We start from the raw sequence: 14,226 nt of genomic DNA, 5'->3' as shown, positions 1-14,226 counted from the left end.
TGTTAATTGTGGGTAAAAATGTGAATCGTCCCTAGCCTTTAGACGCCTGCAACGATCGGGCTTTTTCAATATTGATGAAAAAATGCCAAATATTTTCAATATTGTGGTATAGTAATAATGTTCAAAGACATGAATTGATTACTCAAGTGTGTAGCGATTTTTAGCAGTCTTTGATACCATACCGATAGGTATGAAACTAGGTATAGTAAGGAGAAACAATGACTAACGAAACTATTGACCAACAACCACAAACCGAAGCGGCTTTTAACCCGCAGCAATTTATCAATAATCTTCAAGTGGCTTTTCTTAAGCTTGATAACGCTGTCGCTTCATTTGATCCTGATCAAAAACCAATCGTTGATAAGAACGATAGGGATAACAGGCAAGCTTTTGATGGAATCTCGCAATTAAGGGAAGAATACTCCAATAAAGCGATCAAAAATCCTACCAAAAAGAATCAGTATTTTTCAGACTTTATCAATAAGAGCAATGATTTAATCAACAAAGACAATCTCATTGATGTAGAATCTTCCACAAAGAGCTTTCAGAAATTTGGGGATCAGCGTTACCGAATTTTCACAAGTTGGGTGTCCCATCAAAACGATCCGTCTAAAATCAACACCCGATCGATCCGAAATTTTATGGAAAATATCATACAACCCCCTATCTCTGATGACAAAGAAAAAGCAGAGTTTTTGAAATCTGCCAAACAATCTTTTGCAGGAATCATCATAGGGAATCAAATCCGAACGGATCAAAAGTTCATGGGCGTGTTTGATGAATCCTTGAAAGAAAGGCAAGAAGCAGAAAAAAATGGAGGGCCTACTGGTGGGGATTGGTTGGATATTTTTCTCTCGTTTATATTTGACAAAAAACAATCTTCTGATGTCAAAGAAGCAATCAATCAAGAGCCAGTTCCCCATGTCCAACCAGATATAGCCACTACCACCACCGACATACAAGGCTTACCGCCTGAAGCTAGGGATTTGCTTGATGAAAGGGGTAATTTTTCTAAATTCACTCTTGGCGATATGGAAATGTTAGATGTTGAGGGCGTCGCCGACATTGATCCTAATTACAAGTTCAATCAATTATTGATTCACAATAACGCTCTGTCTTCTGTGTTAATGGGGAGTCATAATGGCATAGAACCTGAAAAAGTTTCATTATTGTATGCGGGCAATGGTGGTTTTGGAGCCAAACACGATTGGAACGCCACCGTTGGTTATAAAGACCAACAAGGTAACAATGTGGCTACAATAATTAATGTGCATATGAAAAACGGCAGTGGCTTAGTCATAGCAGGTGGTGAGAAAGGGATTAATAATCCTAGTTTTTATCTCTACAAAGAAGACCAACTCACAGGCTCACAACGAGCATTGAGTCAAGAAGAGATCCGAAACAAAGTAGATTTCATGGAATTTCTTGCACAAAATAATGCTAAATTAGACAACTTGAGCGAGAAAGAGAAAGAAAAATTCCGAACTGAGATTAAGGATTTCCAAAAAGACTCTAAGGCTTATTTAGACGCCCTAGGGAATGATCGTATTGCTTTTGTTTCTAAAAAAGACCCAAAACATTCAGCTTTAATTACTGAGTTTGGTAATGGGGATTTGAGCTACACTCTCAAAGATTATGGGAAAAAAGCAGATAAAGCTTTAGATAGGGAGAAAAATGTTACTCTTCAAGGTAACCTAAAACATGATGGCGTGATGTTTGTTGATTATTCTAATTTCAAATACACCAACGCCTCCAAGAATCCCAATAAGGGTGTGGGTGCTACGAATGGCGTTTCCCATTTAGACGCAGGCTTTAACAAGGTAGCTGTCTTTAATTTGCCTGATTTAAATAATCTCGCTATCACTAGTTTCGTAAGGCGGAATTTAGAGGATAAACTAGCCGCTAAAGGATTGTCCCTACAAGAAGCTAATAAGCTTATCAAAGATTTTTTGAGCAGCAACAAAGAATTGGTTGGAAAAGCTTTAAACTTCAATAAAGCTGTAGCTGACGCTAAAAACACAGGCAACTATGATGAAGTGAAAAAAGCTCAGAAAGATCTTGAAAAATCTCTAAGGAAACGAGAGCATTTGGAGAAAGAAGTAGAGAAAAAATTGGAGAGCAAAAGCGGCAACAAAAATAAAATGGAAGCAAAAGCTCAAGCTAACAGCAAAAAAGATGAGATTTTTGCGTTGATCAATAAAGAGGCTAATAGGGATGCAAGAGCAATCGCTTACGCTCAAAATCTTAAAGGCATCAAAAGGGAATTGTCTGATAAACTTGAAAATGTCAACAAGGATTTGAAAGACTTTAGTAAATCTTTTGATGAATTCAAAAATGGCAAAAATAAGGATTTCAGCAAGGCAGAAGAAACACTAAAAGCCCTTAAAGGCTCGGTGAAAGATTTAGGTATCAATCCAGAATGGATTTCAAAAGTTGAAAACCTTAATGCAGCTTTGAATGACTTCAAAAATGGCAAAAATAAGGATTTCAGCAAGGTAACGCAAGCAAAAAGCGACCTTGAAAATTCCATTAAAGATGCGATCTTCAATCAAAAGATAACGGCTAAAGTTGATGATCTCAATCAAGCGGTATCAGTGGCTAAAGCAACGGGTGATTTCAGTAGGGTAGAGCAAGCGTTAGCCGATCTCAAAAACTTCTCAAAGGAGCAATTGGCTCAACAAGCTCAAAAAAATGAAAGTTTCAATATTGGAAAAAAATCTGAAATATACCAATCCGTTAAGAATGGTGTAAACGGAACCCTAGTCGGTAATGGGTTATCTAAAGCAGAAGCCACAACTCTTTCTAAAAACTTTTCGGACATCAAGAAAGAGTTGAATGCAAAACTTGGAAATTTCAATAACAATAACAATAATGGACTCAAAAACGAACCCATTTATGCTAAAGTTAATAAAAAGAAAGCAGGACAAGTAGCTAGCCCTGAAGAACCCATTTACGCTCAAGTTGCTAAAAAGGTAAATGCAAAAATTGACCGACTCAATCAAATAGCAAGTGGTTTGGGTGGTGTAGGGCAAGCAGCGGGCTTCCCTTTGAAAAGGCATGATAAAGTTGATGATCTCAGTAAGGTAGGGCGATCGGTTAGCCCTGAACCCATTTATGCTACAATTGATGATCTCGGCGGACCTTTCCCTTTGAAAAGGCATGATAAAGTTGATGATCTCAGTAAGGTAGGGCTTTCAAGGAATCAAGAATTGGCTCAGAAAATTGACAATCTCAATCAAGCGGTATCAGAAGCTAAAGCAGGTTTTTTTGGCAATCTAGAGCGAATGATAGACAAGCTCAAAGATTCTACAAAAAACAATACTATGAATCTATGGGCTGAAAGTGCAAAAAAAGTGCCTGCTAGTTTGTCGGCGAAACTAGACAATTACGCTACTAACAGCCACACACGCATTAATAGCAATGTCCAAAATGGAGCAATCAATGAAAAAGCGACCGGTATGCTAACGCAAAAAAACCCTGAGTGGCTCAAGCTCGTGAATGATAAGATAGTTGCGCATAATGTGGGAAGCGTTCCTTTGTCAGAGTATGATAAAATTGGCTTCAACCAGAAGAATATGAAAGATTATTCTGATTCGTTCAAGTTTTCCACCAAGTTGAACAATGCTGTAAAAGACGTTAAGTCTGGCTTTACGCAATTTTTAGCCAATGCATTTTCTACAGGATATTACTGCTTGGCGGGGGAAAATGCAGAGCATGGAATCAAAAATGTTAATACAAAAGGTGGTTTCCAAAAATCTTAAAGGATTAAGGAATACCAAAAACGCAAAAACCACCCCTTGCTAAAAACAAGGGGTTTTTTAACTTAAAATATCCCGACAGACACTAACGAAAAGCTTTGTTCTTTAAAGTCTGCATGGATATTTCCTACCCCAAAAAAACTTAACCCTTTGCTTAAAATTAAATTTGATTGTGCGTTCGTGCTTTATAGTGCAGAATTAATTAAGGGTTATAAAGAGAGCATCAACTAGAAAAAACAAGTAGCTATAACAAAGATCAAGTTCAAAAAATCATAGAGCTTTTAGAGCAAATCAATCGCGCTCTTAACCAAAGAAAAATCAGAAAAACCATAGGAATTATCACACCTTATAATGCCCAAAAAAGACGCTTGCGATCAGAAGTGGAAAAATGCGGCTTCAAGAATTTTGATGAACTCAAGATAGACACTGTGGATGCCTTTCAAGGCGAGGAGGCAGATATTATTATTTATTCCACCGTGAAAACTTATGGTAATCTTTCTTTCTTGCTAGATTCTAAACGCTTGAATGTAGCTATTTCTAGGGCAAAAGAAAATCTCATTTTTGTGGGCAAAAAGTCTTTCTTTGAGAATTTGCGAAGCGATGAGAAGAATATCTTTAGCACTATTTTGCAAGTCTTCAGATAGGTAATCTTTTCCAAAGATAATCATCAGATATTATTCGCTTCAAAACGCTTTTTCAAAACGCTTTCATAAATCTCTCTAAAGCGCTTTTTATAATCAACACAATACCCTTTATAATGTGAGCTATAGCCCCTTTTTGGAGTTGAGTTATTTTATTAGCGTTACAATTTGAGCCATTCTTTAGCTTGTTTTTCTAGCCAGATCACATCACCGCTCGCATGAAATTCCACTTTAGGGAATGCACATGCGTTTTTCTTAAGGGTGTATTTTTGTTGCAAATATTCCACAATGGCATCGCCAGAATGGATGAGTAGGGGGGGCGTTGGAAGGGCAAAATGCCCCATAAAATAGCCCTCAATTTTTTGAGCGATTAAGGGAAAATGCGTGCAACCTAAAATAATCACTTCAGGTAAAATCTTTAAGGGAGTGAAATAATAACGCATGCAAGTTTCTAACAATTCGCCCTCTAAAATACTTTCTTCAATCAAAGGCACAAAAAGAGAAGTGGCCAAATGCGAAACATTCAAATAGCCTTGTTGTTTCAGAGCGTTATCATAAGCGTTGGATTGGATCGTCGCTTTTGTCCCTAGCACCAAAATAGGGGCTTTTTTATTTGCCACTTGTTGTTTGATCGCTAAAATGCTTGGCTCAATCACGCCCACAATAGGGATTTTGGAATGCTTTTGCATCTCTTCTAAAGCTAGAGCGCTTGCTGTGTTGCATGCTACAATCAATAATTTAATCTGGTGCGGTTTGAAAAAATCCAAAGCCTCTAAGCCAAATTGCTTGATCGTGGTGGGGTCTTTAGTGCCATAAGGCACTCTAGCGCTATCGCCATAATAGATGATTTCATCAAATAGTTGCGCTTTTAAGAGGCTTTTTAAAACGCTAAACCCTCCCACACCGCTATCAAAAACGCCTATTTTCATGACACTATTTTTAATTTAATGGGATTAATTAGGGATTTTATTTTTCATTCATTAAATTTAAAAATTCTTCATTGTCCTTAGTTTGTTGCATTTTAGAATACACAAAGCTTAAGGCTTCTATGTCGTCCATTTGTTGCATCACATTCCTTAAAACCCACACTTTAGTCAAGCGGTCTTTGCCAAGCAAGATATTGTCTTTTCGTGTGCCGGATTTTAAAATATCAAAGGCCGGGTAAATGCGCCTGTCTGCAATATTCCTCGCTAAAACGATTTCGCTATTCCCGGTGCCTTTAAATTCTTCAAAAATCACCTCATCCATTCTGGATCCCGTTTCAATCAACGCCGTAGCGATAATCGTCAAGCTCCCACCTTCTTCAATGTTCCTTGCGGCCCCAAAAAAGCGCTTGGGCCTGTGCAAGGCGTTCGCATCCACGCCCCCGCTTAAAACCTTACCGCTTGAAGGCGTTACAGCGTTATACGCCCTGGCTAAACGGGTGATAGAATCCAATAAAACCACCACATCTTTGCCCATTTCCACTCGCCTTTTAGCCCTTTCTAAAACCAATTCAGCGATTCTTATGTGGTTATTGGCCGGCAAATCAAAAGTGGAGCTAAAGACTTGACCTTTAACGCTTCGTTGCATATCCGTAACTTCTTCAGGGCGCTCATCCACTAGAAGGATAATCAGTTCCACTTCAGGGTGGTTAGAAGTGATGCCTTGGGCGAGCTCTTTCATCAGCTCTGTTTTCCCGGTCCTTGGCGGCGCGACGATCAAAGCCCTTTGCCCTTTCCCCACAGGGCTGAATAAATCTAGCATTCTGCCGGTAACTTTAGTGGATTCGTATTCTAATTTGATCTGTTCATCAGGGAATAGGGGGGTTAGATTGTCAAACAAAGGGCGGTTTTTAATCTCATCTGAAGGCAAATAATTGATGGCTTCTATTTTTAAAAGGGCGTAGTATTTTTCCTGGTCTTTGGGGGATCGCACTTGACCGGTAACAATATCGCCATTCCTTAAAGCAAAACGCCTGATTTGAGAAGGGCTAACATATGTGTCGTTATGCCCGTCTGAAAAACTCCCGTCAAACCCTCTTAAAAAGCCATAGCCATCAGGCATGATTTCTAAAATCCCGGTAAAAAGAATGTATCCGCCTTGCGTGACTTGGGTTTTTAAAATTTCAAACATCAAGTCTTGTCGTTTGAATTCTTGGGGGTTTTCCACTTTGAGCTTGTTAGCGATTTCTAAAAGCTTTTCAGTAGGGTAGGTGCGTAAATCTTCAATGTGATAACCGCTCACTGGCGTGTGGGTTTTGACCTTGTGCGAACTTTTGTGCGTAGGCGCGTTTTCGTTCATTAAATTTCCTTTTAATTAAAAAGAGGTTTCTAGTTGTTTCAATTAAGATAAAAGTACAAAAAGCTAAAGCATTCTTAAAGAATTAGTGTAATCAAAAGATGCTAATAAGTGGCGCATGCCACAAGCGTTGAATTTCGTAATGCTTCGTTATGCTATCATAATTTTTTTAACAAAGTCAAATTTTATTTTAACTTTAGAGTGGTTTTAATTTATTATGACTTATGCTATAATTTTAGGTTTAAATTTAAGAATAAAGGATACTTGATGAAAAAAGGCATTCACCCCGAATATATCCCATGCAAAGTTACTTGCGTAACTAGCGGGAAAGAAATTGAAGTTTTAAGCACCAAGTCTGAAATGCGTATTGATATTTCTAGCTTTTGCCACCCTTTCTATACCGGTAGCGATAAAATCGCTGACACTGCAGGGAGAGTAGAGAAATTCAAGCAACGCTACAATTTGAAGTAATTTTTTTAAAAAGCGTGGCTTTTTGTGTTGTATTTTTTGCCCACCCCAATAGGTAATCTCGCTGACATCACGCTACGCACATTAGAAGTTTTAGAGCGTTGCGAGGTTTTTTTGTGCGAAGATACAAGGGTGAGTAAGAGGCTGTTGCATTTGCTTGCAAAAAACCCTATTATTAGCCATTCTTTCCCTAATATTGCGGCTAAAAAAAGGGAGTTTATCGCTTTCCATTCGCACAATGACCAGGAATTTTTAAACCAAATAGAGCTTTCTTTTTTTGACAAAGAAATCGCTGTGATGAGCGATGCGGGCATGCCTAGTTTGAGTGATCCGAGCATGAGTTTAGCCGCTTACGCTTTAAAACACAACCTCCAATACGATGTTTTGCCCGGGGCTAACGCGCTCATTACGGCGTTTTGCGCGAGCGGGTTTTTAGAAGGGCGGTTTTTTTACGCCGGTTTTTTACCCCATAAGAGCAAGGAAAGGCGCTTAAAAATCGCTAAAATTTTAAACGCTTTAGCGTATTTGGAGGAAAAAACCCCGGTGGTTTTTTATGAAAGCCCGCACCGATTGTTGGAGACTTTAAAGGATTTAAACGATCTGGCTCAAGGCATGCATTTGTTTGCGGCTAAGGAGCTTACCAAACTTCATCAACAATATTATTTAGGAGAGGTTTCTCAAATCATGACGCAATTGCAAAAGAGCAATATCCAAGGGGAATGGGTTTTAGTGCTTTTGAACGAGAAAAAAATAGAGCCTTGCATGGGGCTATCAGCGTTATTGGAGTTGGATTTGCCTCCTAAAATTAAGGCTAAAATTGAAGCCGCTATAACACAAAAAAACGCTAAAGAGCTTTATTTCCAGCGTTTGTTAGAAGAAAAAAATCAATAAAAGGGGTTTAGCATGCAAGCAGTAATTTATGGCAAGCAGGTGGTTATGCATATTCTAAACTCTCATCAAGAAAAATTGCAAGAAATCTATCTTTCTAAAGAAATAGACAAAAAGTTTTTTTTCGCGCTCAAAAAAGCATGCCCTAATATCATCAAAGTGGATAATAAAAAAGCGCAAAGCTTGGCTAAGGGGGGCAATCATCAAGGGGTTTTAGCTAAAGTGGAACTGCCCTTAGCGGTTTCTTTAAAAGAAATTAAAAAAGCTCAAAAACTTTTGGTGCTTTGCGGGATTACGGATGTGGGGAATATTGGAGGTATTTTTAGGAGCGCGTATTGCTTAGGAATGGATGGCGTTATTTTAGATTTTGCTAAAGAATTGGCTTATGAGGGGATTGTGCGATCCAGCTTGGGGCTTATGTATGATTTGCCTTTTAGCGTTATGCCTAACACGCTGGATTTAATCAATGAATTGAAAACGAGCGGGTTTTTATGTTTGGGTGCGAGCATGCAAGGCTCTAGCCAAGCAGAAAATCTATCCTTAAAAAAATGTGCTCTTTTTTTGGGGAGCGAGCATGAGGGGTTGTCTAAAAAAATCCTTGCTAAAATGGATATGATATTAAGTGTAAAGATGCGAAGGGATTTTGATTCGCTCAATGTGAGCGTGGCGGCAGGGATCTTAATGGATAAAATCAACTAGGTGGTCAATTGAATGGAACAGAATAAAAAAAGTTTAGAAAATTTAGATCTTTCTGATGTTCAAAACATTTCTAAAGATATTTCTGGTGCGGCTTTAGAAGAATTATCGCTTAAAAATTTAGATAAAAATTTGCAGATTTTAAAAGAAGTTGGAGTGGCAGAAATTTGCAAGGCGACTAAAATCGCTTCTAAAAATATCCATTCTATCTTGGAAAAACGCTATGAGTCTTTATCAAGGGTGCATGCTAGGGGTTTTATACAGATTTTAGAGCGCGAGTATAAAATTGATTTGAGCGCATGGGTGAAAGAATTTGACAAAGTGTGTGTTTTTAAAGAGGGCGTGGGAGAAGAGCAAAAACAAGAAACAAGCCCTGAAGAAACAGCAAAAAAACCCCTTAAGGTTGAATTGGATTACAGCATCAATCAAGCCAATACTTCATTATCCAAAAAGTCTTCCAAATGGAAACCCTTTGTTATCGTTTTAGGGGTGGTTGTCATTATTTTAGTGGTCGTTATCATTCAAAACAGCTCTTCTTTAAAAGAAGAGAGAGAGCAAGAAAGCGCTATTAAGCCCGACACTAAAAATAGTTCTTTCAATGAAGTTAGTCCTACAGAAGAAAATAAGCCAGAGCCAACGCCTAAACCAGAAGAAAAACACAAAGAACACGACAAGCAAGGCAAAGAAGCGATCAAAGAAAATCCTAATACCATTTACATTATCCCTAAAAAAGATATTTGGGTAGAAGTGATTGATTTAGATGAGAAAAAAAACTCTTTTCAAAAGGTTTTTAAAAAAAGTTATCCTTTAGAGGCTAAAAACCACCGCTTGTTGTTACGCTTTGGGCATGGGCATCTTATTCTTAAAAACAACCATCAAGAACAAGATTATAACGACAGCAAAACTAGGCGGTTTTTATACGAGCCAAATAAAGGCTTAACGCTCATCAATGAGGCCCAATACAAAGCGCTCCAGCAATGAACAAGCTTTTTTTAGCTTTTATTGTTGGGGGAATGCTTTTAAACGCTGATGCTTTAAACGATAAGGTTGAGAATTTAATGGGGGAGCGATCCTACCACATGAACAAGCTTTTTTTAGAGCGTTTGTTTAAAAATCGTAAGGATTTCTATGCAATGGGGCGTTTGGATTCCTTAAAATTGCTTAACACTCTCAAAGAAAACGGGCTTTTATCGTTTAATTTTGACAAACCAAGCGTGTTAAAAATCACTTTCAAGGCTTCAAGCAATCCCCTAGCGTTTGCCAAAAGCATCAACAATTCTTTGAACATGATGGGGTATTCGTATGTTTTGCCTATTAAAATGCAAAGCTCTTTGGGCGAGAATGTTTTTTCATACGAGCTTAAAACGGAATATGTTTTAGACCCTAACATTTTGATAGAGACGATGAAAAGGCATGGTTTTGATTTTGTGGATATTAGGCGCATATCCTTGAAAGAGTGGGAATACGATTTTTCTTTACAAGAAGTCAAGCTCCCTAATGCGAGAGCCTTAGTTTTGAGTAGCGATCCTGTGGAGTTTAAGGAAGCGAGCGGGAAATATTGGCTGAGCGTGGATCAAAACGCGTATTTAAAAATAAGCTCTAATAACCCTTTGTGGCAACCCAAAATCATTTTTTATGATGAAAACTTAAAGATCATTCAAATCATTGCTAAAGAAAACAGACAACAAGAAATCGCTCTTAACTTGCTTGATGGCGTGCGTTTTATCCAGATCACTGACGCAAAAAACCCTATCATTTTAAAAAATGGGATCAGCGTGGTTTTTGATGCGATGCCTTAAGTAGGGGTAACCCTTATTTAATTGATTGGAATATGAGAAAATCCGCTTTTAAATTTGAAAAAAGAGAGCCTTAATAATAGCGATCCACCCAATATTTACCAAAAAAAATCTTTTGTATCACACAGCCCACCAATAGATCAGCTCCCGCTTCTATAAAAAGGACAGCCCACCAATTAATGAAACCAAACCATACAAAAATAAATGCGCTGGTAAAGCACCAAGCAATAGTGAAACGCCGCTCACAATAGAAATTCCAAAGCGGGTTTTAAAGATCTTACTTTTTTTGCCAAACGCCATGTCTGCTACAAATTCCCCACTAAAAGAAATCAAAAACCACCCAATCAAATGTTCAGGCATCAATAACCAAGCAACTGCACTACTTCTATTAACTGCTGTAATGACAAGAAGTGAGAAAAAATACACGCTTGCAGATGCAAAATGCCTGCCCCTATTCCTTAAAGACCGATTTCTAGAAAAGCGGCTTTTGATTTTTTTATATATAACCATGGGGTTTCTTTCTTTTTTAAAATACCATTAGACCTAACTTTTGTATTGTAAAATAAGAATGCTTTCATTCAATACGCTGAGCATGATGATTGTCTTTTTATATTCAAACAAAAGGATAGATATAGCAGATTAGTAACACAATGATATTTTTTATATTATTATACAAACTATGTGAAATATTCTCCTTTTTCTAAAATGATAGCAAGTGGTGAAAAATTTGGCTTTGTTTTTATTGAGCGTTGGTTATCAAAAAAATATTGCATTTTTTAAGATTGGATAGTAGAGAGTTTGATTTTATTCAAGCGGTATTTTTAAAAGCGGTCTTTAGGGGGGATTTTAGTTGGAGAATTATTCCAAAACGCCCCTTATTTCCTTAAGAGAATGAGTTTAAAATAAAGTTTAAAAACACAAAGTTTTTTATAGATCTAATTCATGCCCTCCACAAACGAACCAAGCGACATCAATTTTTGATAGCGGTTGTCAAGGAAATGAGGGTCTTGTTGGATAGTCCTTAGAGCGTCTAAAAAATACTCTTTGATCGTGTTAGCGGCTGAAAATTTGTCTCTATGAGCCCCTTTGCTAGGCTCTAAGATAATATCATCAATAAGCCCCGCCTCCTTTAAGTCTCTGGGCGTGATTTTCATCGCTTTAATAGCCACTTCAGTCTTGCTAGGGTCATCCCAAAGAATCGCCGCACAGCCTTCTGGGGATATAACGCTAAAAATGGAATATTCCATCATGGCTAACTTGTCTGCCACTGCAATCGCTAACGCACCACCACTACCCCCTTCACCGATAATTACAGAAATAGTAGGGACTTTTAAGGAAGCGAACTCTTGAAGATTTTTAGCGATCGCTTCACTCTGGCCTCTTTCCTCTGCACCAATCCCCGGATACGCCCCGGCTGTATCTACAAGCATTAGAATAGGCAAATTAAACTTTTCAGCAAACTTTGCCATTTTCAAGGCCTTACGATAGCCACAAGGGTTAGGCATGCCAAAATTTCTTAAGAGCTTGTTTTTAGTCCCTCTGCCTTTTTCTTCTCCGATCACCACAACCGGAACATTATCAATTTTCCCTATAAAACACACGATCGCTTTATCATCGTTATAATGCCTATCCCCAAAGACTTCATACTTATCTTTTAAGATCAAATCAATGTAATCCATAGCGTAGGGTCTGTCAGGGTGTCTTGCTAATTGGAGTTTTTGAAAATCAGTGAGATTGGAGTAAATGCTTTTAACTTCTTTGTCCAATCTTTTTTCTAAGATTTCTTTAGCGTCCTCATCGCCTCTAATAAGGGCTAATTCAATTTCATTTTGAATCTCTTTAATATGATTTTCAAAATCTAAATAAATGGCCATTCAAAATCCTAACTTCGTAAAACTAGGCTTTTTTGAAAATCACAACACCATTAGTGCCACCAAAACCAAATGAGTTACTCATCACCGCATCCACTTGCTTTTCTCTGGCCGCATTAGGGATATAATCCAAATCGCATTCTGGGTCAGGCGTTTCTTGATTGATGGTAGGAGGTAAGATCCCTTGATTCATGGCCATGATAGAAATAACGGCTTCTAACGCACCCGCAGCGCCCAAACAATGCCCAATCTGCCCTTTAGTGGAGCTAACAGGAGGGACTTTTTCTTTAGAGCCAAACACATTTTTTAGAGCGATGCTTTCATACCAATCGTTATAATGCGTGCTAGTCCCATGAGCGTTCACATAGCCTACTTCCACTTTCGCCATTTCTAAAGCCATTTTCATGGCTCTAAAAGCTCCTTCACCCTCAGGGGCCGGGGCTGTGATATGGTTAGCATCGCCGCTCTCGCCATACCCGGCAAATTCTGCATAAATTTTCGCCCCTCTTTTTTTTGCGCTCTCGTATTCTTCAAGCACCAAAGCCCCAGCGCCTTCGCCCATCACAAAGCCATTGCGATCCTTATCAAAAGGTCTTGAAGCTTTTTTGGGATCATCATTCCTTGTAGAAAGGGCTTTAATGCTCGCAAACCCCCCAATCCCTACAGGACAAATGGTGGATTCCGCTCCTACGACTAGCATTTTATCAGCACCATTAAGCAAAATGGTTTTAACGGCTTCAATAATGGCATGAGTGCCTGCTGCACAAGCCGTTACGCTAGAGAGATTAGGCCCTTTAATGCCAAACTCAATGGAAGTGAAACCACCAATCATATTCACTAACGCAGAAGTGATAAAAAAGGGATTGACTTTTCTAGGGCCTTTTTCAAAACAAAAAATGGAATTCGCTTCAATATTGCCTAACCCGCCAATCCCAGAGCCAGAGCTTACGCCCATGCGGTTTGCCAATTCTTCAGGGCATCTATTATGAGCGTCTAAAATCCCACTATCTTTCATCGCCTCTCTTGTGGCTTTCAAGGCTAATTGAATGAAACGACCCGCCTTTTTAACATCTTTGGGATTCATCACCTCTGTAGGGTCAAAGTCAGTGATTTCTCCAGCAATACGCACAGGAAACGCGCTCGCATCAAAACTTTCTATGTGTTTGATACCGCATTCTCCCTTAGCGATCGCTAAAAAAGAATCTTCTTTATTTAAACCTAGCGAATTGATCATTCCCATTCCAGTTACTACAATCCGACGCACCAATAGCTCCTCATTTCAAAACTTTAATTCAGTGAAACCGCCCCTTTCTAAAGCAAGGGGCTTCCTAACTAAAGCATTCCATTGAATGCTAACACGAAAGGCTTTGTTCTTTAAAGTCTGCATGGATATTTCCTACCCCAAAAAGACTATTTTAACCTCTTTTAGCTTGAATATAGCCTAACAGCTATGCACTTATATCTTGCGACCTAAAGGACGGATTTTTTTGTGCTGTTAGGATAAAACTTAGCTAAAGTCAAATTTTTGACTAAAACCTAAAGACAAACGCTCCAAGTTAAAAAGATTAAGCTAGTTTATTATCCTCAATATACTTCACCACATCGCCCACATTGACGATTTTTTCCGCTTGCTCATCAGGAATTTCAATGCCAAACTTTTCTTCTAACGCCATGATTAATTCCACGACATCTAAAGAGTCCGCACCCAAATCCTTCACAAATTCCGCCTCTGGCGTAACTTGTGCTGCATCCACATTCAACTGCTCAGCAATAACTGCCTGAATATCTTCAAATAAAGCCATAATTAAAACTCCCTTGTTTTTGTAAA

At 38.5% G+C, this 14,226-nt stretch carries 12 protein-coding genes and 2 pseudogenes; 7 read left to right on the top strand and 7 right to left on the bottom strand.

The genetic code is table 11. The features are described 5' to 3' along the window. Positions 1–218 precede the first annotated feature (218 nt). Positions 219–3,761 carry a type IV secretion system oncogenic effector CagA gene (gene cagA, locus G6069_RS02225; RefSeq protein ID WP_197293238.1) on the top strand — a complete coding sequence of 1,181 codons (3,543 nt, stop codon included), beginning with the start codon at positions 219–221 and terminating at the stop codon, positions 3,759–3,761. 62 nt (positions 3,762–3,823) lie between these two features. Here cagA and G6069_RS08175 read toward each other — a convergent pair. Further along, a pseudogene (locus G6069_RS08175) lies at positions 3,824–3,928 on the bottom strand (RNA-guided endonuclease InsQ/TnpB family protein); the annotation flags it as partial. Between the two features lie 99 nt (positions 3,929–4,027). On the opposite strand from G6069_RS08175, the gene G6069_RS08090 reads away from it, so the two are divergent. Then, the gene (locus G6069_RS08090) at positions 4,028–4,402 is read left to right on the top strand and encodes a C-terminal helicase domain-containing protein (RefSeq protein WP_197293251.1); all 375 of its coding nucleotides are present in this window, start codon (positions 4,028–4,030) and stop codon (positions 4,400–4,402) included. A gap of 158 nt (positions 4,403–4,560) precedes the next feature. Here the strand turns inward: G6069_RS08090 and murI are convergent, their stop codons facing one another. Then, positions 4,561–5,328 (bottom strand): glutamate racemase, encoded by a 768-nt coding sequence (gene murI / locus G6069_RS02210; RefSeq protein WP_039086272.1) that lies wholly within the window; start codon positions 5,326–5,328, stop codon positions 4,561–4,563. Positions 5,329–5,365: 37 nt separating this feature from the next. Next, positions 5,366–6,682, bottom strand: a complete 1,317-nt coding sequence (gene rho / locus G6069_RS02205) for a transcription termination factor Rho (protein WP_001004710.1) — start codon at positions 6,680–6,682, stop codon at positions 5,366–5,368. Positions 6,683–6,946: 264 nt separating this feature from the next. Between rho and rpmE the strand changes: the two genes are divergently transcribed. From rpmE to G6069_RS02180, 5 genes are read left to right on the top strand one after another with little or no spacing between them, the layout of a single operon-like run. Then, the gene (gene rpmE, locus G6069_RS02200; RefSeq protein ID WP_000715281.1) at positions 6,947–7,150 is read left to right on the top strand and encodes a 50S ribosomal protein L31; all 204 of its coding nucleotides are present in this window, start codon (positions 6,947–6,949) and stop codon (positions 7,148–7,150) included. Positions 7,151–7,174: 24 nt separating this feature from the next. Beyond that, complete coding sequence (rsmI, locus tag G6069_RS02195; protein WP_197293237.1) at positions 7,175–8,038, top strand: 16S rRNA (cytidine(1402)-2'-O)-methyltransferase; 864 nt, start codon at positions 7,175–7,177, stop codon at positions 8,036–8,038. Between the two features lie 12 nt (positions 8,039–8,050). Beyond that, entirely contained in the window at positions 8,051–8,734 is a 684-nt protein-coding gene (rlmB, locus tag G6069_RS02190) for a 23S rRNA (guanosine(2251)-2'-O)-methyltransferase RlmB (RefSeq protein ID WP_197293236.1), read from the top strand. 12 nt (positions 8,735–8,746) lie between these two features. After that, positions 8,747–9,712: a sialidase gene (locus tag G6069_RS02185; protein ID WP_197293235.1), complete on the top strand. Its 966-nt coding sequence runs from the start codon at positions 8,747–8,749 to the stop codon at positions 9,710–9,712. Beyond that, complete coding sequence (locus G6069_RS02180) at positions 9,709–10,530, top strand: hypothetical protein (RefSeq protein WP_197293234.1); 822 nt, start codon at positions 9,709–9,711, stop codon at positions 10,528–10,530. The genes G6069_RS02185 and G6069_RS02180 overlap by 4 nt, the downstream gene beginning before the upstream one ends. Before the next feature lie 70 nt (positions 10,531–10,600). On the opposite strand, the pseudogene G6069_RS02175 reads toward G6069_RS02180, so the two are convergent. The 4 genes and pseudogenes from G6069_RS02175 to acpP all read right to left on the bottom strand — a co-directional run bounded on the left by G6069_RS02175 (position 10,601) and on the right by acpP (position 14,200). Then, positions 10,601–11,037 (bottom strand): annotated as a pseudogene (locus G6069_RS02175) (hypothetical protein). A 425-nt stretch (positions 11,038–11,462) separates the two neighbouring features. Beyond that, a complete protein-coding gene (gene accA, locus G6069_RS02170) occupies positions 11,463–12,401 on the bottom strand; it encodes an acetyl-CoA carboxylase carboxyl transferase subunit alpha (RefSeq protein WP_001029385.1) in 939 nt (312 codons plus the stop codon). 22 nt (positions 12,402–12,423) lie between these two features. Continuing rightward, entirely contained in the window at positions 12,424–13,662 is a 1,239-nt protein-coding gene (locus tag G6069_RS02165; RefSeq protein ID WP_033638988.1) for a beta-ketoacyl-ACP synthase II, read from the bottom strand. Between the two features lie 301 nt (positions 13,663–13,963). Continuing rightward, entirely contained in the window at positions 13,964–14,200 is a 237-nt protein-coding gene (gene acpP, locus G6069_RS02160; protein ID WP_001163091.1) for an acyl carrier protein, read from the bottom strand. Positions 14,201–14,226 lie beyond the last annotated feature (26 nt).

It is taken from the genome of Helicobacter pylori, assembly GCF_017594925.1.
Classification (GTDB): Bacteria; Campylobacterota; Campylobacteria; order Campylobacterales; family Helicobacteraceae; genus Helicobacter; species Helicobacter pylori_DP.
This window is presented reverse-complemented; position numbering and strand designations above follow the sequence as displayed.

Coding starts and splice junctions, on each gene's coding strand:
- rlmB (WP_197293236.1), top strand. CDS start 8,051: ATGCAAGCAGTAATTTATGGCAAGCAGGTGGTTATGCATATTCTAAAC.
- rho (WP_001004710.1), bottom strand. CDS start 6,682: ATGAACGAAAACGCGCCTACGCACAAAAGTTCGCACAAGGTCAAAACC.
- G6069_RS02180 (WP_197293234.1), top strand. CDS start 9,709: ATGAACAAGCTTTTTTTAGCTTTTATTGTTGGGGGAATGCTTTTAAAC.
- G6069_RS02185 (WP_197293235.1), top strand. CDS start 8,747: ATGGAACAGAATAAAAAAAGTTTAGAAAATTTAGATCTTTCTGATGTT.
- rpmE (WP_000715281.1), top strand. CDS start 6,947: ATGAAAAAAGGCATTCACCCCGAATATATCCCATGCAAAGTTACTTGC.
- acpP (WP_001163091.1), bottom strand. CDS start 14,200: ATGGCTTTATTTGAAGATATTCAGGCAGTTATTGCTGAGCAGTTGAAT.
- murI (WP_039086272.1), bottom strand. CDS start 5,328: ATGAAAATAGGCGTTTTTGATAGCGGTGTGGGAGGGTTTAGCGTTTTA.
- cagA (WP_197293238.1), top strand. CDS start 219: ATGACTAACGAAACTATTGACCAACAACCACAAACCGAAGCGGCTTTT.
- accA (WP_001029385.1), bottom strand. CDS start 12,401: ATGGCCATTTATTTAGATTTTGAAAATCATATTAAAGAGATTCAAAAT.